The organism is Pediococcus ethanolidurans, assembly GCF_964062635.1.
Taxonomy (GTDB): Bacteria; Bacillota; Bacilli; order Lactobacillales; family Lactobacillaceae; genus Pediococcus; species Pediococcus ethanolidurans.
Map to the genome: position 1 here is coordinate 139,096 of NZ_OZ061250.1, position 22,749 is coordinate 161,844.

Below are 22,749 nucleotides of genomic sequence, written 5' to 3' on the forward strand. Positions count from 1 at the left end.
AAATGTATCTAATTGCCTGGCACAAAAGTGTTCATGGTAACAAAATTAGATTTAAATGCCGTCTTCCAGCAAATTTGGGCTGGAACGTAGTGCGAGTTCTTGCGGCTGATTTTTGCCACAAGAATCGACATCGTACGGAGTATCAAGATTTTCGGAACGAAAATCATTTTTCTACACGTAGTAGTGGGCACGACTTGAAGCCGCAAACCACGTCTTCAAGATTGGCCTTTATCTAAGCGAAACCCGCTAAGATAAATGTCACTACTGAGCCCATTTGCTTCCAGACTAAGTCTAATATTTGCAATCAACACATCGATATAAAAGTTATTATACCGGTGTTATTAAGCATTATTTAACATCAAACGTTCTTAGTCCGGAGGCGATCGGGCTCATGGGACCTAATGGTGCAGGAAAATCAACTCTACTAAATATATTAAGAAAAAGAATTGCTCCTTCAGGCGGGCAAATTTCAAACAATATAGCCGCAGGTTATTTTTCAAATACTGTTAATTCTAAGATTAGTTCATCAATTACTGTAAATCAGTATATTCATAACCATGTACACGATTTATCTTCTTTTAATAAGATGTGGTATGCATTCAAATTAAAAGACCAGTTAAAAAATCAGTTTTTAAAATCGTTAAGTAGTGGTGAACTAACTAAACTTTTATTATCTCTGTTATTAAGCAATCATTATGATTATTACATTTTAGATGAACCTACAGTTTCTTTAGATACTGACGGAATTAACACGCTTAAAGACATTTTGAATACCAAAAACGGCTTTTTAATTGCGAGTCATGATGCCATTTTTTTGAGTGATTTAACTAATCATACAATGATTATTGATAATCAACAGATTTACTTATATAAAACTAACACGCTTTCTGCTACAAATACTCAACGGCGTGTGACAGAAAGCCAGGATAAACAAAGACAAAGGGAAAAGAAGTCTATTAAATTACTTAAACAAAAATCAACCACCTTGCGTGAATGGGATAGAAAATCTAACTCAGATAATACTAAGTTTATAAAACGAGCCAAAAGTATTGAAAAAAAATCAACAAACTCACTAAACAAATTCCCGATATAGATAAAGAAATCAAAAATAATCAGTTAAATTCAGTTTCCACATATTATAAGTCTACCTTAACAGTTGAAAATTTTTCGGTAGGATATAATGAGTATCCTCTTTTTAATCCAATTAGTTTTTCCGCAAAACCTGGTAAAATAATTAGCCTTCATGGCCATAATGGTATTGGTAAAAGTTCTTTTTTAAACTTTATTAATCACACAGCTTCAAGTCAATTGAATAGTATTGGTAAATTACATATTTCAACTAATGCAATCACATTAGTTTCAAAAACACAGACTCACTGACAGTCTATTCTAAAGTTATCTAAAAATAACTATGGCACTGATTTCATTAATGGGGTTCACAAATTAGGCATCGTTAGAGACAAATTTAACACGCCAATTATAAATTTAAGCTCCGGTGAACAAAAGAAAATTGATTTGTTACTTAGTTTGCTTGATAACAGTGCCTTGGTACTCTGGGACGAGCCTAGTAACTATATTGACGTCCGCACCATTCAAATGTTAATTGATTTTGTAAAAATACAATCTAAAACAATTGTCGTTGTCGATCATAATTTCGATTTTCTTAAACATATATCTGATCAAATTATAAATTTATCAGCAGTAATGGATGAAGCTTAATGCAGGTTCGCATACTCGTAGCCATGTTGATTACGAACGACCTATTTATGATTTGTTTCCATCTGGTGTCTTCATTTACATGAACTCAATGGATAATAGTAACAAGCAAAAGCCTTCTATCACAATGATAGAAAGCTTATTTTTTTACAAGAATTCAAAAATTTCTGTAAACAATCACACCAGTACTTGATATGGTAGCAAAAAGTTGTTGTATTCCATTGATTGGTGCTGTAATATACTATTTATAATAATGCAATTAGGAGGAGGTAATATTATGTTAGTTTGGCGTGGAAAAGGTCTTTTGGTACCACTTGCAGGATTTTTAGGTGCTTTATTATCAGGTGCTGTGGCAGGACTTGGTTTTCCTGAAACAATTAGAAACTTTGTTATGTGGTTCGTATGGGGGTTAACTGCTGCAGGCATTAACTATCTATTCTGTCGCTGGTTCATCTCAACAAAAAAGAAAACATACATAGATGGTGAAACAGGACAAATAGTAGAAGTTGGTGATGGCTCTTCTCTATTTTTCATCAAAAATAGAGTTTGGACATACGTTTATTTAGGTTTCTTTGGTCTTCTCGCCATTTTACAATTAATTTAAAGCAAAAGAAGTTACGATTAGTCGCAGCCTGCTATTTCCACGGAGCTTCAGGACGGCTCAGCAGACCAGAAAAAAGAATCTAAGCATAATTCACAGCGGAATTACGATCCCGCCTCCGTCATGTCTTCGCCTTTTTATTTTCGCTGGGCTTTAGGACGGCTCAGCAGACCAGAAAAAAGAATCTAAGCATGACTCACAGCGGGATTACGATCCCGCCTCCGTCATGTCTTCGCCTTTTTATTTTCGCTGGGCTTTAGGACGGCTCAACTGACCAGAAGCAAAAAAATAAACATGATTCCTGCGGGATTACGATCCCGCCTCCGTCATGCTTAGATTCTTTTTTCTTTCGGTCTGCTTCACCCACTTTTGGGTTAAAAACCTTACATTTTTCCAAATTAATGATATGATATTCATAAGAACCCATGAGAATGGAAGGTGAGCAACATGTTACAACAATATAAAAACATTTTAGCTCCAATTGATGGATCAAAAGTCACAGACACCGTCTTGAAAAAGGCCATTGAAGTTGCCAAACGCAATGACACTCGTCTCGATATCCTAAACGTCCTTGAAGTCAATCAATTCAGTGATACCTATGGTGGTGCCGTCAGCGGTGACGTCATCTACAAACTCTCTGAAGATGTTCAAAAACGTTTAGCCGAACTAAAGAAACAAGCCGAAGATGCCGGTCTCAAAGACGTCAGTGTCCACGTTCGTTTTGGTAATCCTAAACCCGTCATCGCTACCGAGTTTCCTAAAGATCATCACAACGAATTAATTATGATTGGTTCAACTGGCTTAAACGCATTGGAACGTTTAATGGTCGGCTCAGTTGCTACTTATGTCAGCCGAAACGCAATTTGCGATGTTTTAGTTGTTAAACCCGAATCAAAATAAACTTTAATCTTTAAATTCAAAAGGCCAATCAGACACTTAGTTTGTTCGGGCCTTTTTTGTTATGGAGTGACCAAATATGAACTGGAATTATCAACGAATGCTCCTTTCCACCTTTCAATCAACAAATTTACGTAATTTATTACAAACTACTTGGGGCCTCTCTCGCAAAGAAGTTCATTTTTTGCGTATCAACCGCGCTGTTTTAATAAACGGTCACTATCAATCTATGAACACCATAGTCCGATCAGGTGATTCAATTAACCTAAAGTTTGCTTCGCCTGATTTTTCAACTCCCATTCCCAGCTTCTTACCTGATAGTGCCGCTAATTTAGAAATCTTATTTGAAACGGATGATCTTCTTATTGCCAACAAAGCCTCTGGTGTAAAAACACACGCTAATCAACCAAATGAAGTCGGCAGTCTCATGAATCATTTGGCGGCTTACTTAAACAACACATCTGCGCATCCCTACAACGTACACCGTTTGGATCAGCAGACAAGTGGTGCTATTCTAGTAGTCAAGAATCCTGTTTTAATTCCTATTTATAATCGTTTTATTAAAAATAAAGTCGTTCACCGGACTTACCTTGCTGTGGTTCAAGGTAAATTTTCAAAACTCAAAGGTCAAATTTCGTTACCAATTGGTAAAACAAGTTTCGACAAACGGCAGCGTGTTGTAAATGGCACAGATGCTGTACCTGCAAAAACGAGTTATCGCGTTTTACAAATGTCTGCACATTACTCACTTGTTGAAATTCAACTTCAAACAGGACGCACCCATCAAATTCGTGTGCATTTTGCAAGTCTAGGTCATCCAGTTGTTGGCGATCCCTTGTACAACCCCGAATATCGCACAGGACAGCGACTCGCCTTACATTCTTGGAAAATTAGTTTTCCACTTCCATTTTCTACAGAAACAAAGACAATTACCGCCCCAATCCCAGAGCGTCTTCAAATCAAAAATTTTAATTAATAGAAAGAAGCCTGAAAAATTTGCCTACTAATGAAACCATCCATTTATTGACCCACCATCGCACCATTCGCCACTTTAAAGAGCAACCTTTAGATCAAAACACCATTCAAACTCTTTTAAATGCTGCCCAACGAACTTCTTCAAGTATGTTTATGCAGCAATTTAGCATAATTAGCGTAACAGACCCATAACTAAAAAAAGCATTCGCCGAAATCACCACTTATCCATTTACCGAAAGTAACGGTCACTTATTTATCATGATTGCAGACCAGCACCGAAATGAATTTATCGGTAACGAAGCTCACGCAAATACAAACCTGCTACATGATGGTGATCGTAGTTTAGCAGCCTTTGACGACGCTGCGTTAGCTGGTCAAAGTATTGTGACTGCTGCAGAAAGTATGGGATTAGGTGCAGTATTTTTGGGAAGTATTCTAAATGATGCCCAACAAGTAATTGATTTATTACATTTACCCAAGCTAACCTTTCCTGTTTTTGGTATTGCGGTTGGTTACCCAAACGAAAAACCGGATCTTAAACCACGCCTACCTTTGAAAAGCGTTCATTTTGAAAATTGCTATCAAGAACCTGATAAAGATACCTTAGACGCGTACGATCAGACTATTCAAACCTACTACGCTCAGAGAAGTTCAAACAATCGAACAGAAACTTTTCGTCATCATATTATTCATGATATGCAGGTCAGTCCCAAAAAACGTTCCGAAATTTTGTCCGTTTTAAACTGGCAAGGTTTTTTCTTAAAAAACTAATCTATCAAAAAAAGACCGAAATTTAAAATTTCGGTCTTTTTATTTTTACTATTTTTAATTACTTAAGTGGTTTCCAAGTCCAATCTTTAACTTCAGGAAGATCGTCCCCGTTATCACGAATATAGTTGTAATGTTTAACCAGTTTATTATCCATTTCTTGAATAAAGTCAGCACCCGTTTGTGCATACTCATGAACATCAGAAATAGCCTCTTTTGCTAAATCAAATCGATCCAACTGGTTTACAACCCGCATATCAAACGGTGTTGTAATGTCCCCATCTTCACGATAACCATGAACATGAATATTATGATTATGACGATCAAAGAATATCGACTTAATCAAATCTTCGTAACCATGGAATGCAAAGATAACTGGTGTATCCTTCGTAAAGTAATGATCAAACTCTTTGTCAGATAATCCACGAGCATTCACTTTTGGACTCTGCAATTTAAGCAAATCAATCACATTAATGAAACGAATCTTCAAGTCTGGGAAGTGGTCATGCAAAATATTGATTGCTGCCAAACTTTCCATATTTGGTTCTGTACCTGCAGCTGCAAAAATAATATCCGGTTTTGCACCCTGATCCGTACTTGCCCAATCAATTATGCCTAAGCCATTTTTAGCCAGTACTTCTGCTTCTTCAATTGAGTAGAACTGTGGTCGTGGTTGTTTTGAAGTAACCAAGATATTAATTTTTTCACGATCATTCATAATCAACGGACTAACCGCCAGCAATGAATTGGCATCAGCTGGTAAATACTCACGGATAAATGCTGGCTTTTTCTCTGCCATATGAGTCAGAATACCAGGATCCTGATGCGTATATCCATTATGATCTTGCTGGAAACTAGTCGAAGTTGAAACAACATTCAAAGATGGATAATCTTTTCGCCATTTCAATTCACTAGCTTTACGTAACCACTTGAAATGTTGCGTTAACATCGAGTCCACAACTCTTAAGAAAGCTTCATAACTTGTAAAGATACCATGGCGTCCGGTCAACGTATAACCTTCTAACCATCCTTCAGCCTGATGTTCAGAAAGTTGGGCGTCCAAGATTCGACCAGCCGGTGCCAAATCTTCATCCCAATCCTTTTTAATCGGATCAATCCACTGACGATTGGTTGTTTCAAACAAACCATACAACCGATTAGACATTGTTTCATCTGGTCCAAACATACGAAAATTTTCAGGATTTAATTTGATCACATCTCGTAAATAATCTGACCAAATAATCATATCCTGTTTAACATTTGCGCCCCGTTTAGTTGTATCAACTGCATACTTACGAAAATCAGGCAATCGTAAATCATGAGGATTTACCCCACCATTGGTAATTGGATTGGCCGCCATTCGTTTATCGCCCTGCGGTGCAATGGCAGCTATTTCGGGTTTAAGTTTGCCATTATCATCAAATAATTCTTCAGGCTTATATGACTTCATCCAATCAACCAATGCATCAGAATGTTGCATGTCAGCCTGATCCACAGGAATCGGAATCTGATGAGCACGGAAGGTTCCTTCAATGACCGCACCATTCCAGGTTTTAGGACCTGTCCAACCTTTTGGTGAACGGAAAATAATTACTGGCCAATTTGGTAACGCCGGATCATTATTTTCACGGGCATGTTTTTGAATAGCCTTAATTTGTTCAACAGCTGAATCCATGGCCGTAGCCATCTCTAGATTCAGCTTTTTAATACCTTGATCTTTCACCTCAACAAAGATTGGATTCCAGTTTAAGCCTTCAAAGTATTGTTTAATCTTTTCATCAGACATTCGGCTAAATAACGTTGGGTTACTTAATTTGTAACCATTAATATCTAGAATCGGTAAAACTGCCCCATCATTAATGGGATTAATAAATTTATTTGATTGCCATGAAGTTGCCAAAGGACCCGTTTCGGCTTCACCATCACCCACAACAACTGCAGCAATTTGATCTGGATTATCCAAAATCGCACCAGTTCCATGTGAAAGTGAATAACCTAGCTCGCCACCTTCATGAATGGATCCGGGAGTCACTGGAGCAGCATGAGATGCTACACCACCTGGCCAAGAAAATTGACGGAAAAGCTTCTTCATGCCGGTCTCATCCTGAGTAATTTCAGGATAGATTTCAGTATAACTGCCATCTAAATAAGAATTTGATACCATGACCTGGCCACCATGACCTGGGCCTTCAACATAAAACATATTTAAATTATATTTATTAATTACCCGATTTAAATGAGCATAAACATAGTTTTGTCCAGAAATTGTTCCCCAATGCCCAATTGGATGAACCTTTACATCGTCTTCTTTTAAAGGACGTTTAAGAAACGGATTATCTTTTAAATAAAGTTGCCCCACTGACAGATAATTTGCCGCACGCCAAAATTTATCAAGATTTTCAAAATATGATTTTGATGAATAATCAACAGTCATTGTAGTGCTCCTTTTCATATAAGAATGTCTATTTTACTATCGTAAAATCCTATCTTCAATACGGATGTCCATCCTCGCTACACTGCTTAAGCAGCTAGTCGGACTGGCTCCTTTTCATAATAGAAATGTCTATTTTACTGACCCAAAATTTTATTTTTAAAACAAATGTTTATTCTAACTACACGAATTAGCTCCCTTCAAATAGTTAACCTTTAAGCATTGTTATCGAATACAACACTATGATAACGCGATCTTTCCTCGTGGTCAACTAATTTGAAAATTGATACGGTCCAATTTAGAAACGATTAAAAAAACAGCTAACCTTTATGTTATGGTTAGCTGTTTTTCAACGTATTATGAATTGAACTAAAGGTTGAAAGTATCAAAATCACTTCAATAATTGATGTTAAACGACTTAGTTTATAAAAAGTAGTCTACTGCCGTCCTGCGGCTCACATGGTCTGGAAGACGGCATTTAAATCTAATTTTGTTACCATGAACACTTTTGTATCAGGCAACGAGATACGTTTTTGTAGTTTCAACCTTTAGAAATTGAAAACAAATTTGTTATTAATACTTCTGTATTTCAATCGTCAGATGTATAAATTAAAGTTTTCGTGTCATCCAAATAAAGGGACAAATTGAATTATTTGTTTCCTTTGTGTTTCTTTTGAGACATAAAACCTGCCTTAGCATATACTTTTTGAGCGCGAACATTAAATTGAGCAACATCTAAAGCAACTTCGGAAAAACTATAATTGTTTTTGATAAATTTAAGTTTTTGATAAATTTAAGAATTAGTTGCAAAAATTCTAAACCCTTTCCTTTACCAATTTCATCCGGTCTCAGCCCTAACCCTACTTCTACTTGTTCTGAATTATTTTCTAAATCCAATGCAAAAAAACCAACCAGTTGGTTATTATCTGTTGTCACTTGAAAATAATGATCTGCTCGAAGGTTAGGTGAAATAATTTCTTCATAATTTTCAGGATCTTCGTTCATATTATAAAAAGCATATTCATCATTATATCGCCAATCATCCGCAATTATTAGAGCATTTTTTGACTTAATTGTGCAACTTTGTATGTCATAACTTTCACCAATTGTTTTTACTTTAACTCCACTAATGCGTTATATTTCATATACCGGTAATGCAAACGCATATTGGATAATTCAAATGGTGTGCCATCGTCCAAGAAAAAGATCCCTGACATCACACCAACGGGCTCCTGAGGTGTTAAATTTAACAATTTTTGATCCTCTTCAGTAGAAGGTTGAGCCTCAATTGATAAAAATGATTTGGTTACCGTTTGATTTTTTTTGTCTTCTAAATAATTAAAAATAGAACCCGAAACAATCGTTCGCGATAATTCGGGTGCAATTTTGATAGGAATATAGCCTGTTTCAATCATAACAGGTTGATCATCCAATAATCGTAGTCTGCGAATCTGATAAACAAAATCTTCAGCCGCTAAGAAAAGATCTGTTTGCATTTCCTTAGTGGCTGGAATAACAGAAAAGTCCAAAACTTTTATCCCCGGCTTTTTTCCATCTGCACGCATGCTGTCTGTGACACCTAAATTAGAACCCTCATAATTAAATAAAGAACGGTTCTTTAAATAAAGTGGATTCACAAATGTCCCTGAGCCACGTTTTTTAAACACAATTCCTTCATTTGCGAGCACATTGAGTGCCCGTTTAATTGAACTGCGGCTCACGCCATACTGACTGGTAAGGGTGCGCTCATCTGGCAACTTTTTTGCCGGAAATTCATTATCAAAGATTCGTTTTTCCAAATCTTTTAAAATTGTTTTATATACCAAATCAGCCAACACACGCACCTCTTCAACTTTTTCATTTATTTACTTTGATTATAGCATATCCCTATACTAGGCGTTTTTTGATCTACACAACATGTAACTGACTTATGCTAAAATGAAGTTCAGGAAGGTGAACATCATTTCTAAAAAAAATAAGAAAAATAAAATAGATAAAACCCTGGTTGAAAAAATTTTGGATAAGGCCAATATGAAATATGAACAGTATGTCTTTCCAACAAAACAAGAGGGCGATGTTGAACAATTACAAGTTGACCATCTTAAAGAGGATGAACATCGTATTTACAAGACCCTTGCATTAACTGGCAACAAAACTGGTCCACTAGTAGGTGTTTTGCCTATTGATGAACATTTGAGCTATAAAAAACTGGCAAAGACTTCTGGTAATAAAAAGGTGGGAATGGTTCCTCTAAAAGAGCTAGTGAAGACAACCGGATATGAACACGGAGCAAATACGCCAATTGGTATTTACGAAACTAAACATTTTCCAATTTATATTTCCGATATTGCACAAAAACAAGGAGCAATTATTGTTTCTTCTGGAAAAATTGGTCGCTCAGTTAAAATAGACGCTAATGATCTTAAAAAACTAGTTCATGGAACCTTTGCCGATCTGACCGAATAAAAAAGATATGACGCAATGAGGTTAAAACTTCATTGCGTCATATCTTTTTTAGCTTCTCCAACTAAAAATAACTGATGTTAAATGACTTGCCTATACTTACCTACAAAAATAGTCTAACTGCCGTCCTGCGGCTCACCAGGTCTGGAACGGGGTGCGAGTTCTTGCGGCTGGTTTTTGCCACAAGAATCGACATCGTATGAAACATTAAAGTTTTCGAAACGAAAACTAACCCTTATGTGTAATAGTGGGCACGAGACCAATCGCCTCCGGACTAAGAACGTTTGATGCTTCAATAATGTTCAATAACACTGATATAATAACTTTTATATCAATATGTTGTTTGCAAAGACAAGACTTAGTCTGGAAGCAAATGGGCTCAGTAGTGTCGTTTATCTTAGCGGGTTTCGCTTAGATAAAGGCCGAGCTTAGAGACGTGGTTTGCGGCTCTAAGTCGTGCCCACTACGTTCCAGCCCGGTTTTGCTGAAAGACGACATTTTAATCTAATTTTGTTACCATGAGCACTTTCGTATCAGGCAACAAGACGCATTTTTGTAGTTTCAATCTTTGGTTTCCTAACTGCTTAACGAAGGTCAATGTTCAGAGCTTACAAGCAAAATCTTAAAAGTTACGCTTGGTTCTTCAAAATTGGTTGCCAACTCTTCATTGCATTTTCCTCTGAATAACGATCACCAATTTCATAAGCCTTTTCACTATACTTGGCCAACGTATCTGGATCGCTCAGTAGATCAATAATAGCGCGGCTAAACAAGAATACGTCACCATCACCTTCGTCAATTAAGCGACCATTTTCTTTATCTTTAATAATTTCACTTGGACCATAATTACTGTTAAAAGCTACGGCCGGAACACCATGCGCCATTGCTTCAATCATGGCCAGTGGCATTGCATCCGATCGACTTGCCCCAACAAACAATTCGGATTGATTATAGACAGCCGTTAAATCATAAACAAACCCACGAAAATGAACTTGTTGGCCAACTTTTAAATCCTGCGCAAGTTTTGTAAAATCATCAACATCCTTTTTACTACCATAACCATATAAATCCAGCGTAACATTTGGAATTTTATCATTCACAATTTGTAAACTACGAATCAAACGATCAATTTGTTTTTCTGGCGTTAATCGGCCAACGTACAACAAACGATTCTCAATTCGATTGCGATGAACAACATGTGGTTCGTTTCTAGTTTTATTCAAAACTGTGGTTCCTGGAATAACATAAATCGGCACTTGCGGATGATTTAATTTTTGCGCCAAATCCCGTTTTTGAGCTTCTGTCATGACAATGATGCCATCTAACTCATCAATTCGTGTCCCAAATACTGGTTCATATGCTGCATCAAACGCACTTCGGACCGGTTCCTGTGGATTAACAGCATGAACGATTGGCAAAGAAACATACTTGTGTGCCAAGGTGACCATGTTTAACATCGGCACATTGGTCTGTGCTGGTCGATCAGCGATAAACGTCTGATGACTACCGCCCTTACGGTTCAATTCATCCAAGAAAAAGGTAAATAGTTCATCTAAATTATCAAAGTTATAATCCTCACCCTTATAGTCAATCAGCTTTAGTAAAGAATTAACTGGTCGACCATTTGCATCATGCATGTAATAAGATTCATACACCCGTTTACCCTCGGGCGTGAACATAAATTCAGCTGCAGGATCTCCCGTTGGTGTGTAGTACTTATCCATAGACTTAAACCCACGCCAATCGTAAAATTCTGTTTTGGCTTTGTTCCCATACGCATCATAATAGTCAACATAGGAAACTTGTCCAAAAGTACTACTGGCAAAATAGACATCTCCGACAACACGATCACCATCATAAATGCGACTAAAATCCGCACCCTGATCAACTTCATAAGCCTTAGGAAGATTTAAATCGATTGTTTTAAGAACTTTAGATTTTTCAATATGTTCGGCATTTTGAAAAAAGTCAAACATATTGACAACATCGTCATCACTTAAACCCAGTTTTTCCATGTTACGATGTAATTCTTGATTATAATCACGAGTCACAATTTTTGCATCGACATGGTTATTTTTAAAAAGGTGAATACGATTTATTTCTGTATATTCAAGTCCCAAATTCAAAGCCATCAAATATTCATTCAAAAAGTAAATCATCTATTCCGCCTCCTTTGCAGTTTGTTTCTCAAAGAATTTATCAGCATCTTCAATCAATTGTTGCCAATCTTTCCAAATTGATTTTTCACTGAAACGTTCACGACTCACATACGCATTGTCGCTATATTGACGTAACTGATCTTGATTTATCATAAGATCAATTAATGCTTGCGCGAAAGCTTTGTAATCGCCGTCTTTGACAAGTTTGCCGCTAAAATCATCTTCAATAATATCAGAAGGTCCATACGGAATGTCATATGCGACCACTGGTAGTCCATGAGACTGAGCTTCCAAAACTGCTAGCGCAAAGCCTTCAACTCGACTTGTCAAAACAGAAACTTGAGCCCTGTCCATCACGTCGCCAATATTTGGTGTATACCCTTTAAACTGCACGGCATCATTCAAACTGAGATCCTTAACCTGTTGTTTCAATTCTTTATCGGTTTTACCGTCTCCATAGCCCCAAAAATCTAGCGTAGTTTGCGGTAATTTTTTATGCACAATGGCAAATGCTTTGACTAAGTGATCCAAGCGTTTTTCAGGGAAAAGCCGCGCGACAACAATGATCTTTCCCAAAGTTCGATCTGTAAATGGAACCTTAGCCTTCTTCATGAGTGCATTTGGCACAATGCCAACTGGAATTGTGAAAATTGGTGTTTGCTTTTCATCAAAACGCAGCTTAGCGTCAGCAGTTTGTCGATGTGTAGAATCAACCACAGCATTCCAATCTGTGAAATTATTTAATGAAAATTCAAAATTATTATTTAACAGTCGATCCATTGGATTATTTGGATCGGCAGTATGGGCATTATGTAAAAACAGGACTTTATAAGCCTTAGTCTTCATGTGAAGTAGTGACCACTCGGTTTCGACTGCCCGGTCTGATATAAACACATTATGACCCGCATCAGCCTTATTAAGTTGATCGAAGAAGAACCGTTGTAATCCTTTTAAACCGGTAAACTCGTAATCTTGTCCATGAAAGTCTACGATGCGCAACAAAGAATTCTGGATTTTTCCTTGACCATCATTAAAGTAGAACGATTCATAAACTAATTTACCTTCTGGCGATAAAATTTGTTCGTTGCTAACGCCGCCCTGGGGATTATGAATTTCAATAATTGATAAAAAGCCGCGATGATCATAGCGTTCTCGGCGCAAAAGATTACCAGCATAGTCAAAATAGCTTGCTGTTTGCACTTGTGAATCATGCTCACTCCATGGTTCAATGCGCACAGCTACTCTTCCGCGTAAATCTTTTGCAGTATAGGTATAAGTACCCTTATCGCGTCGTAATTTACAACCGTGTGGCAACTTGACATCTTTAGCCGTCAATTCTTTGGTCTTAAAATCTTCGGATCCTTGTAAAAATTCAAATAAATTAACATGATTTTTTTCAGAGATTCCGGCTACTTTTAAATTATGATGCAAGTCCACTTCAAAATTGCGAGTCACAATTTTGTTTGCGATTCCATAGTCATTGAATAAATTTACTCGCTTAATTTGAGCATGCTCGATACCAGATTTATTTAAAGGAATGGTCGTATTCAGAAAGTAATACATAAAATCCCACCTTTTCAGTTTAAAATTGAGTTTATGTCCCGATTATAGCAGAAAATGTTACCGTTTTAACAACTGCAATAAAAAACGTTCATATCATTACTGATTTTCAGTAACAATACAAACGTAATTTCAAAAAACTATTTTAGAAATCTAAGCTTTCATGACGTAACTTTGGTAAGCGTTTGGCAACTGTTTTAATATTCAATAGATCCCAATCTTCCAAGTTATGAGAGATAGAGTTTTTACCCCATGATCCACAACCTAAAGTTAATGAAGGTGTGATGTTGTTATACTTGTAGCCAATTGCACCTTGAGAAGTTGGTGTATTAATCAGAATTCGACAAGCATCCATTTCAAGAGCAAAGCGAGTAATTAAATCATCATCTTCGGTATGCAAGCCCACTGTATGTCCTAAACCACCAAGGTTTAAGCCACGTTTCATTAAATGCATTGCATCATCTTGGCTAGTAGCTTTAACCATGGTCAAAACTGGTGATAACTTTTCATGAGAAAGAATATAGTCACCGCCAAGTCCTTCCATTTCAGCTACTAAGAATTTGGCATCCTTAGGACAATCTTCAATGCCAGACCATTGTGCAATTGCATATGCAGATTGACCAGCAACCTTAGGATTGACAGATTCTTTTTCACGATTCATGACAGTGTACGCAAAGTTTTCCATGTCTGCTGATTTAACGAAATAAGCACCACGAGCCTTTAAGCCACTTTTTACTTCGTCATAAATGTCAGCATCTACCACCATGTTTGATTCGGAAGCACAAATCATACCGTTATCAAATGATTTCGATAAAACAATATCATCTAGTGATTGTTTAATATTAGCTGATTTTTCAACGTAAACTGGTACGTTACCAGGTCCAACACCTAATGCAGGTTTACCTGTTGAATAAGCTGATTTAACCATTCCAGCACCACCAGTTGCAACAACTGTTGCGATACCATCGTGATTCATCAAATCAGTTGTAGCAGCCATACTTGGTTTTGTAATCCATTGAACACAGTTCTCAGGAGCACCAGCTTTTACAGCTGCTTCTGCAATTACTTTTCCTGTTTCGACACAAGTTTTTTGTGCAAATGGATGAAAAGCAAATACAATTGGGTTTCGTGTTTTAATTGCCAACAATGCATTATGAAAAACAGTTGAACTTGGGTTAGTTACAGGGGTTGCACTTGCAATAACACCAACTGGTTCAGCAATCTTCATAATACCAGTTTCCTTATCATCACTGATAATACCAACTGTGCGGTCATTTTTAATTGAATTATAGATATCTTTAGTCGCGAATTGGTTCTTAATAACCTTATCCTCATAAACACCACGACCAGTTTCATCAACCGCCATTTTTGCAAGCTTCTGACGAGCATGGTAACCTGCTTCTGCCATTGCGTGCACAATCTTGTCAATTTGTTCTTGATCCATGACACTGAGACGATCTAAAGCAATATGAGCTTTCTTAACAAGGTCATTGACCATAGCTTGTGGTTCATCAATTGCCTTCTTGTTATCTAAATCTTTAATCATATTATATTATTCTTCCTCTCAGAATGAGTATGTTATTTGCTTCACAATTACAATTGTATCTTTCTAATATTCTTTTGTAAATGCAAATTGATTACATAATCTGAAACTGATAGAAATCATTGTTCGCTACGTCATCAAAGGATTTGTACTTTGTGAAAAAAGAATGTCTCATAATTATTGCTACAGATATAGTTTGTGAATTTTAGTACAAAAAGTAATCGCTTACTTCACAAACTTTTTTATGATTGGTAGAACACTCAATTCGGTCAAAACTATCTAATTGTTAAATGGTTCGGTCCAATTTTTTTTGGATTTTAAAATACTTGCTTACTCTCCATCTCACCCTCCCTGCCTTTTTTCGCTAAGCCTTAGGACAGTTACACAAGTCAGTCTTAATAAGCTAAGTAAGATTCCTGTGGGATTACGATCCCATCCTTCAATCACCCTTCTCTGCCTTTTTCGCTAAACTTTAGGACAGTTACACAAGTCAGTCTTAATAAGCTAAGCAAGATTCCTGTGGGATTACGATCCCACCTCCATCTCACTTAACTTATTAAGACTACCCGACTTGTTCCACTCACTAGTTTTAGGACAGCTCGGCAAAACAAGAGGCTGAATATAAGCATGACTCCTGCGGGATCGCTATCCCGCCTACGTCACACTTATATTCAGCCTCTTATCATTTTGCCTTGCTCACTTTAACTTTGTCGGCTTATGCTCCACCGACTTTTGCAACAAACGGATCAATTCTCCCGTCTGCACCTGATCCACAATCATATTCGATGTCACCTGCATCAACTGCTCCGATATATTCTTCGCCACCGTCGTCGTATGCTCCATCCCAATTCTCGCGATCTTCTGATTCACAATATCAATAAACCGATCGTACGCCTGCTTTGGATAATCCGTCGCCGTTATTCGATCAATTCCCGACCTAATCACCACAATCGGAAACGACTGCTTCAACAACGTAATCAACAAAATATCCGCCACCTGCATCACCTGGTACTTTTTCTTAGTTGGCGCCACTACCGCCTTTTGCTTCACATAATTATTAATCATCGTTGGCGTAACCGGATCCATTCCCAATGGTCCCGTATACCCCGTTAAAAGCGCCACCACCTGATCCATATACAGATCAAAGTTTGGTAATTCATCCCAGTGAGGCAGCTTTACTTCCCTAACTGTTTTTAACCAATGATTATACGATTCTAATTCGCTCATTTCATTCACCTCGTCCATAGATGTTACCGTAAGTATATCACGATCAGCTAGTTTTTAGAACTAGGTTGACTGCTTACAATCTATTTTCATGACGAGATGGGTGAAAATGTGCTATTCTTAAAAAAATACTTATGAATTGAGGCACTTATTTTGTTTGAATTTACAAAGAAAAGACGCGTAGCAGATGAAGTCAAGGAAATTATCCCCCAGCCAGTCATTGATGGGATCTGGCAAACATTAAAGAAAATGAAAACTGACAAACTCGTTGTTTCTCCTGTTGTTGCCTTCGTATTTAGTGATGATTATACAGAAGACACAATTTATGTGATGGGTTTACAAAACTCCGGTGCCGTTGCCAAAGAATATGACATTACCTACAAGGGTGAAAAGAAATTTCTTGGACAAGGAACCATCATCGTAATCAAGGACAAACCCAAAACTATGTCAATGAGTATTAGCGAATTAAATAAGCAGTCAAAGGAGTAACAAGTAGTTTTGAAAAATCTTAAAAAAGTTGTCTTACTTTTTACACTAAGTTTTTTAACCATTAGCTTAGCTGGTTGTGGCAAACAAAACACTTCAAAAAGTTCGACGGAAAAGACTACTAGTTCAAAAAAACTCAAGCCTCTAAAAAAGTTATTAAGAAAACCGCTTCTTTGACAGGTCAGCAATTTAAAACACCTCAAGGAACTTTTACTATCACTGAAAATCGTGTTACAGCTTCAGCAACTAAGAATAAACAAGTTTTGATTTTGCGATACACTTTTGCAAATACTAGTAGCGCCCAACTTGTTCCATCAGATTACTGGTATAAATATGTCAAAGCTACCCAAGCTGTTAACGGAAAAGTTAAAAAGTTAAACCAGGGATCCTTACCTTTTTCAACGAGTACCACTAAAGATGACACGCTTGAAAACTCTTCTGTGAATGAGGTTAAGCCTAACCATACGCTTAACGCTGAAGGATCATGGGAACTTGTCAAAAATGGACTTCCAGTAAAAGTTCACTTTTACGACTCTCATCAACAACTAATTGCAACACGACAATATGCAACAAAATAATTTATTAGAAAAAGCAATGATTCAAATTTTACAGAAAAATGAATCACTGCTTTTTTATTTTGAAAAATTGAAAGGTTGAATACATTTTTGCCTTAGGACGACTCTGAGTAACAGAAAGGACGCCATAAGCACGATTCCAGCGGGATTACTCCCGCATCCATCGCTCTTATGGCGTCCTTTCTTTCGTTACTCAGAGCCCACTTTTTTTATGGCATATCATTTCCCGCTGCGTAATAAACGTCATACCATTCTTGGCCCGTCAATTCCACATCGCTTCCTGCCAGCGATTCCTTAATATGCTGCGGATTCATCGATCCAACCAACACCTGGAACTTCGCCGGATGACGCAAAATCCATGCCGTCGCAATTGCATTCTTTGTCACACCATATTGGTCTGCCAATTCCTGCATCTTCTTATTCAACTCTGGGAACTTAGGATTATCAATAAATGGTCCATTAAAGTTTCCCCATTGATATGGCGACCATGCTTGAATCACAATATCATGAATTCTTGAATACTCAAGAAATTGTCCATCATGATCCACACCACGATCATCCTGCATATTAGTATGCATTCCGAAATCAATCATATTACTATGCATAATTCCGAATTGTAGTTGATTAAACATCAATTTTTGTGAAACCGCGCGTTGCAACATTTCAAATTGCATTGGGTTAAAGTTTGAAACTCCAAAATGACGTACCTTGCCCGCCGTTTGTAATTCATCAAACGCTTCCGCAACCTTATCTGGTTCCATCAATGGATCTGGCCGATGAAGTAAAACTGAATCCAAATAATCTAAGTTCAAGCTCTCCAATTCATGATTAACGGCATCAATAATGTGCTGTTTTGAGAAATTATAACGATTCCCATAAGGTTTGCCAGAACCATCATCGTTACCATTTTGAATACCAACTTTTGACTGAATCCACAAATCATCACGACTAACTGATGACTTAGCAAGTGCATCCCGAAAGACAAGATCTGATTTTCCACCGCCATAAATGTCGGCAGTATCAATAAAGTTCACACCGTTGTCAACCGCTGTCTCAATCACTTTTGTGGCTGCATCTGTATCCAACGCATCCATACGCATAATACCTAATGCCACATTAGAAACTTTTTTACCACCAATAACAATCTGTTTCAAAGGTATCACTCCTAATAAATGAATTTATACATATTCGACTACCAGCTTACCACCTTTTAATTCAAAAAAGAATTAATTTGTTACCGTTTGCATTAAGTGGTTGTCATTATCATTTTTTGATAATAAAAAGGTCATAACTCAACTAGTCATGACCTTTTAACACTAATTTATTAATTAGTTAATCGGAATTTGTTTATTACTTTCAAGTTTTTCTTCACTCTTTGGTAAAGTTACTTTTAACACACCGCCATCATATGATGCATTGATCTTATCACGATCAACATTTGGAAGATAGAATTGACGAGAGACATTGCTGTAGCTACGTTCTTGACGAATCAAATTACCCTTTTCATCTTTTTGTTCCTTATCAACATTGTGTTTGCCTGTGACTGTCAATGTATCATTGTCATAATTCAAAACAATGTTTTCTTTCTTAAAGCCTGGTAATTCTGCTGAAACTTGGTAGTCTTTTTCATTTTCACGGATGTCCGTCTTCATTGAGCTACCTTCAGTCATTGATTTGAAGAAATTCTTTCCGAAATTATCAAAAAAATCAAGTGGTGCAAAATCATCAAAATCTCTATTTCTTAACTCGTTAGCCATAATTCAAGACTCCTTTTATATAAAATATTTCGTACCTCATTTCCCGGTACAACTATATAGTAGGACCTTCTAAAATCGAATGCAAGAATTTAGCACTGTGAACTATGGAGTGCTAATTAAATGCTCAATAGCATTGATTCAGAGCCGTTTATCTCATCATTAAAAATTCATTTTATCCTTATTTATGTTCTGGTTTATGTTCTGGAAATCAAAAAAACAGCCGTCTTTAGTTGATTCTAAAATCGCCTAAAGATGAGCTGTTTTTATACTGATTTAGTAAGTAATAATCTTGTGAGTTTCGCTAGGCTTATCTTGAACTTTTAAGTCCAAAGCTTCACCTAAAATATGCAACGCTTTTTCACGTGTTTTTACTTGATCCATGTCAAAGATAATTGATTCAATGGCACCGCCAATGAAATCAAATCGCTCACAGAAAATGTAAGGATCTTCATTATCACGATGATGAAATTCGTCTTCAATTTTTTCGTAGAATCCTTGGCTCCATAAACGATCTTTCATATCTGGAAAATCGTTCTTTGTAACAAAGCCCTTTTCTTCAATCATATCAGCTGCTTGTTTGACGTCTTCTTTATCAAAGTCAATCTTTGCAATCTGTTCTTCATCTGTTTCTACTTTAATTCCATCATCTTTTGCCATTTCTGAGATCTCCTTAATTAATTTTTACGACCTCATCCTAGCACTACTTTTTAGAATCGTTAAGAAAAAGCGCTTTATTTTTGATTCCACATGGCAATAGAACGTCTGTGTTGCCGAATTCCCCACATTTTGTCCAATTCGGTCACCACAAGTACCACAGCTCCTGCAACTATTGGTATTAACCAGAAATACCAGTTCAAACTAGCTGTACTAAATATGACTTGCATAAACGGCAAGTAAGTAATGCCGGCCTGTAAAACAAGCAAAATGGCAATAATGGCAAATGCCATTGGATTTCTCAAAATATCCCTAGATAAAGCCAATTTTGGTGTTCGAATGTTGAAAAGATAAAAAATCTTACCAACTACAATCACGTTTAAAGTCACCGTGCTGGCCACCACTGGATTAATACCTTGTAAAGTTAGCCACTTAAATGCACCAATTCCCAAACCAGCGATTAAAAATGAAACATACACAATTTGCCAAACATCTTTTCGATTCAAGAAAGCTTGATTATTCTTTCTGGGAAGCCGTTTCATGAGTCCTTCTTCTGCTGGTTCAAATAAAAACGCAAATTGAATTGTAATCGCCGACACCATATTAATCCAAAGCAATTGCGTAGGAACCAACGGCATTTCTTGTTGCAAAAGAATCGAAATCAACACAATCAAACCTTCTGCAAAACTGGTTGGTAAGAGGAAACGAATTGTCTTTTTGATGTTGTCGTAAACGTGACGACCTTCTTTAATGGCCGTTGTTAACGTTGCAAAATTATCATCAGCCAACACCATATCAGCAGCTTCTTTAGCCACATCAGTTCCTTTAATTCCCATAGCAATTCCAATATCTGCCTTTTTCAAAGCGGGTGCATCATTTACCCCATCGCCAGTCATCGCCGTAACCAAATCATTTGCCTGATAGGCTTCAACAATTCTTAACTTATTCATAGGAGTCGTACGCGCAAAGACATTATAATCTTGAATAACTGCCTTTAATTGGTCATCAGACAGCTCATCAATTTCTGCACCAGTAATCGCGGAGATCTTGGTATCTAACCCGAGTTTTTGAGCGATAGCAGCCGCTGTTTCGGGATGGTCACCAGTAATCATTTTGACTTTAACACCAGCTTCACGCATTTCCTTCAGTGCTACCATTGTTTCTTCGCGAGGAGGATCAATAATCCCAGCAATTCCAAGAAATTGAACACCTTCAAGAACCAATTCATGCGTTAAGGTATGCACTTCTCGTTCAACTTTACGATAGCCAAGTGCTACCACACGCTCACCATTTTGTGCTAGTTTAGACACCTTATGTGTCCAAGTTTCAATATTAAAATCTGGGTTTGCCTGTTTTGCCATAGCAAAAACTTTGTCTGGGGATCCCTTCACTAAAATAACTCTTTGACCATCACTATCCTCATCCAATTTTGCGATATAGCGATAATCTGAATCAAATGGAATTTTATCTAATTCAACTAAATCTGGTTCGTTCTTCTTAAATACCTTATGATATAGCGTTAAAAATGCACCGTCAGTCGGTTCACCGTTAATTTCCCATTTGCCATCCGTTTCGATGAGTCGTGTATCATTTGCTTCATGACCAGTCACCAAAAGACGATCTAAATCTTCGTCATAACCGGCAGCAACAGGCTGACCAGCTTTCGTAATTTGTCCATCTGGTTGATAGCCAGTTCCACTAACCTCATACTGACCTTTAGCAGTGATTAACGTGTCGATGGTCATTTCGTTTTTGGTTAACGTTCCCGTTTTATCTGTATTGATGACGTCCACGGCACCTAACGTTTCAACTGCGGGTAGTGTTTTAACGATTGCATTAGCTTTTGTCATCTTTTTGACACCCATGGCTAACACAACCGAAGTACTAGCTGGTAATCCTTCAGGGATGGATCCTACAACCATCGTAATGACTGCCACCATTAAAACAGACAGCGAATAAACCTGTGTGATCAGGCCAAAAATCGTTACTAAGACAGCAACGGCCACAATTGCGTAGGACAGATACTTACCTAAATCATTAATTTCTCGCATTAAAGGTGTTGTTTTAGATTGCACTTTTTCCATGCTGTCATTAATTTTTCCGATTTCAGTTTGTGCGCCAGTTGCTGTCACGATTCCCAGACCACTTCCGTTCGTAACGGCCGTAGATGCATAAGCCATATTTAAACGGTCTGCCAATGGGGTTTTGGAATCAAGTAACACTTCATCATTTTTTAAAACTGAATCAGTTTCCCCTGTTAAAGAGGATTCTTGAATTTTTAAATTATCAGCAGTTAGAATTCGTAAATCAGCAGGCACGTTATCACCCGCTTCTAAGAAAACCAAATCTCCAGTAACTAAATCTTCTGCAGCAATATCTTCACGTTTTCCTTCACGAACAACCGTCGCTGAAACTTGAAGCATTTGTTTAATTTTTTCAATGGCTTCTGAAGCCTTACTTTCTTGAAAATAACCAATCAAAGCATTAATAATAACAACCAACCCAATAACAATAGAATCTGAATATTCTCTTAAAAAGAAAGTTGCAATTGCAGCCACAAGCAGAATATAGGTAATACTATTATTAAACTGTTTGAAAAAGCGTTTCAGCTTGCTTTGCTTCTTTTGAATCAGTGCATTGGGCCCATTTTGTTGAAGCCTGTGGTTGGCCTCCTCATTCGTAAGTCCTTGATCAAGTTCAATGTGATCTTGATCTAGCAATTGATCCATCGTTTGCGTATACGGGTGGGGCGGTTTTCCTTTTTTCATTTCCCCGCCATAGTCGTTACTTTCCGAAGCAGAACCTTTTGTCATAATTTAAAACTCCTTCTACTAAAAATTATTATTGTATTATCTCTGGTAAGTAATAGCATATCTGAATTTAGTTTAAGTGTCAAAGGATTACTTATTTATTTTATAAGAAATCTAAAAACATTCACGA

The 22,749-nt window shown here is 37.1% G+C and carries 20 protein-coding genes and 1 pseudogene; 10 read left to right on the forward strand and 11 right to left on the reverse strand.

What is annotated here, in order from left to right; translation table 11 throughout:
- Positions 1-298 precede the first annotated feature (298 nt).
- From AB3219_RS00665 to AB3219_RS00695, 7 genes are all read left to right on the forward strand, one after another.
- A complete protein-coding gene (locus AB3219_RS00665; protein WP_260365690.1) occupies positions 299-1,093 on the forward strand; it encodes an ATP-binding cassette domain-containing protein in 795 nt (264 codons plus the stop codon).
- A gap of 110 nt (positions 1,094-1,203) precedes the next feature.
- A complete protein-coding gene (locus tag AB3219_RS00670) occupies positions 1,204-1,380 on the forward strand; it encodes an ATP-binding cassette domain-containing protein (protein ID WP_367369449.1) in 177 nt (58 codons plus the stop codon).
- Between the two features lie 613 nt (positions 1,381-1,993).
- The gene (locus AB3219_RS00675) at positions 1,994-2,320 is read left to right on the forward strand and encodes a hypothetical protein (RefSeq protein WP_260365689.1); all 327 of its coding nucleotides are present in this window, start codon (positions 1,994-1,996) and stop codon (positions 2,318-2,320) included.
- A 444-nt stretch (positions 2,321-2,764) separates the two neighbouring features.
- The gene (locus AB3219_RS00680; RefSeq protein WP_216753235.1) at positions 2,765-3,217 is read left to right on the forward strand and encodes a universal stress protein; all 453 of its coding nucleotides are present in this window, start codon (positions 2,765-2,767) and stop codon (positions 3,215-3,217) included.
- Positions 3,218-3,293: 76 nt separating this feature from the next.
- Positions 3,294-4,190 (forward strand): RluA family pseudouridine synthase, encoded by an 897-nt coding sequence (locus AB3219_RS00685; RefSeq protein WP_216763091.1) that lies wholly within the window; start codon positions 3,294-3,296, stop codon positions 4,188-4,190.
- 20 nt (positions 4,191-4,210) lie between these two features.
- Complete coding sequence (locus tag AB3219_RS00690; protein WP_253953692.1) at positions 4,211-4,381, forward strand: nitroreductase family protein; 171 nt, start codon at positions 4,211-4,213, stop codon at positions 4,379-4,381.
- Between the two features lie 66 nt (positions 4,382-4,447).
- Positions 4,448-4,960, forward strand: a complete 513-nt coding sequence (locus tag AB3219_RS00695) for a nitroreductase family protein (protein ID WP_253953635.1) — start codon at positions 4,448-4,450, stop codon at positions 4,958-4,960.
- A gap of 58 nt (positions 4,961-5,018) precedes the next feature.
- Here AB3219_RS00695 and AB3219_RS00700 read toward each other — a convergent pair whose 3' ends face one another.
- From AB3219_RS00700 to AB3219_RS00710, 3 genes are all read right to left on the reverse strand, one after another.
- Entirely contained in the window at positions 5,019-7,391 is a 2,373-nt protein-coding gene (locus AB3219_RS00700) for a phosphoketolase (RefSeq protein ID WP_216753233.1), read from the reverse strand.
- Positions 7,392-8,123: 732 nt separating this feature from the next.
- A complete protein-coding gene (locus tag AB3219_RS00705) occupies positions 8,124-8,393 on the reverse strand; it encodes a hypothetical protein (protein ID WP_253953634.1) in 270 nt (89 codons plus the stop codon).
- Positions 8,394-8,500: 107 nt separating this feature from the next.
- Complete coding sequence (locus tag AB3219_RS00710) at positions 8,501-9,223, reverse strand: GntR family transcriptional regulator (protein ID WP_216753232.1); 723 nt, start codon at positions 9,221-9,223, stop codon at positions 8,501-8,503.
- A gap of 127 nt (positions 9,224-9,350) precedes the next feature.
- Between AB3219_RS00710 and ybaK the strand changes: the two genes are divergently transcribed.
- Positions 9,351-9,854 carry a Cys-tRNA(Pro) deacylase gene (ybaK, locus tag AB3219_RS00715; RefSeq protein WP_216753243.1) on the forward strand — a complete coding sequence of 168 codons (504 nt, stop codon included), beginning with the start codon at positions 9,351-9,353 and terminating at the stop codon, positions 9,852-9,854.
- A 626-nt stretch (positions 9,855-10,480) separates the two neighbouring features.
- Here the strand turns inward: ybaK and asp1 are convergent.
- The 4 genes from asp1 to AB3219_RS00735 form a co-directional block, all read right to left on the reverse strand.
- Positions 10,481-12,010, reverse strand: coding sequence for an accessory Sec system glycosyltransferase Asp1 (asp1, locus tag AB3219_RS00720; protein ID WP_216763090.1), 1,530 nt, complete (start codon positions 12,008-12,010; stop codon positions 10,481-10,483).
- Complete coding sequence (locus AB3219_RS00725) at positions 12,011-13,573, reverse strand: glycosyltransferase (protein ID WP_216753230.1); 1,563 nt, start codon at positions 13,571-13,573, stop codon at positions 12,011-12,013.
- Between the two features lie 142 nt (positions 13,574-13,715).
- Complete coding sequence (locus AB3219_RS00730; protein ID WP_216753229.1) at positions 13,716-15,116, reverse strand: aldehyde dehydrogenase family protein; 1,401 nt, start codon at positions 15,114-15,116, stop codon at positions 13,716-13,718.
- A gap of 693 nt (positions 15,117-15,809) precedes the next feature.
- Positions 15,810-16,340: a DUF1836 domain-containing protein gene (locus AB3219_RS00735; RefSeq protein ID WP_057805953.1), complete on the reverse strand. Its 531-nt coding sequence runs from the start codon at positions 16,338-16,340 to the stop codon at positions 15,810-15,812.
- A gap of 150 nt (positions 16,341-16,490) precedes the next feature.
- On the opposite strand from AB3219_RS00735, the gene AB3219_RS00740 reads away from it, so the two are divergent.
- Positions 16,491-16,826 carry a hypothetical protein gene (locus AB3219_RS00740; protein ID WP_216753228.1) on the forward strand — a complete coding sequence of 112 codons (336 nt, stop codon included), beginning with the start codon at positions 16,491-16,493 and terminating at the stop codon, positions 16,824-16,826.
- A gap of 140 nt (positions 16,827-16,966) precedes the next feature.
- A pseudogene (locus AB3219_RS00745) lies at positions 16,967-17,401 on the forward strand (DUF5067 domain-containing protein); the annotation flags it as partial.
- A gap of 206 nt (positions 17,402-17,607) precedes the next feature.
- On the opposite strand, the gene AB3219_RS00750 reads toward AB3219_RS00745, so the two are convergent.
- The 4 genes from AB3219_RS00750 to AB3219_RS00765 form a co-directional block, all read right to left on the reverse strand.
- Entirely contained in the window at positions 17,608-18,552 is a 945-nt protein-coding gene (locus AB3219_RS00750) for an aldo/keto reductase family oxidoreductase (RefSeq protein ID WP_057805959.1), read from the reverse strand.
- Positions 18,553-18,726: 174 nt separating this feature from the next.
- Positions 18,727-19,155, reverse strand: a complete 429-nt coding sequence (locus tag AB3219_RS00755; protein WP_057805961.1) for an Hsp20/alpha crystallin family protein — start codon at positions 19,153-19,155, stop codon at positions 18,727-18,729.
- 273 nt (positions 19,156-19,428) lie between these two features.
- Positions 19,429-19,812 (reverse strand): hypothetical protein, encoded by a 384-nt coding sequence (locus AB3219_RS00760; protein WP_216753227.1) that lies wholly within the window; start codon positions 19,810-19,812, stop codon positions 19,429-19,431.
- Between the two features lie 74 nt (positions 19,813-19,886).
- Positions 19,887-22,538, reverse strand: coding sequence for an HAD-IC family P-type ATPase (locus AB3219_RS00765; protein ID WP_263749708.1), 2,652 nt, complete (start codon positions 22,536-22,538; stop codon positions 19,887-19,889).
- Between the last annotated feature and the right edge of the window lie 211 nt (positions 22,539-22,749).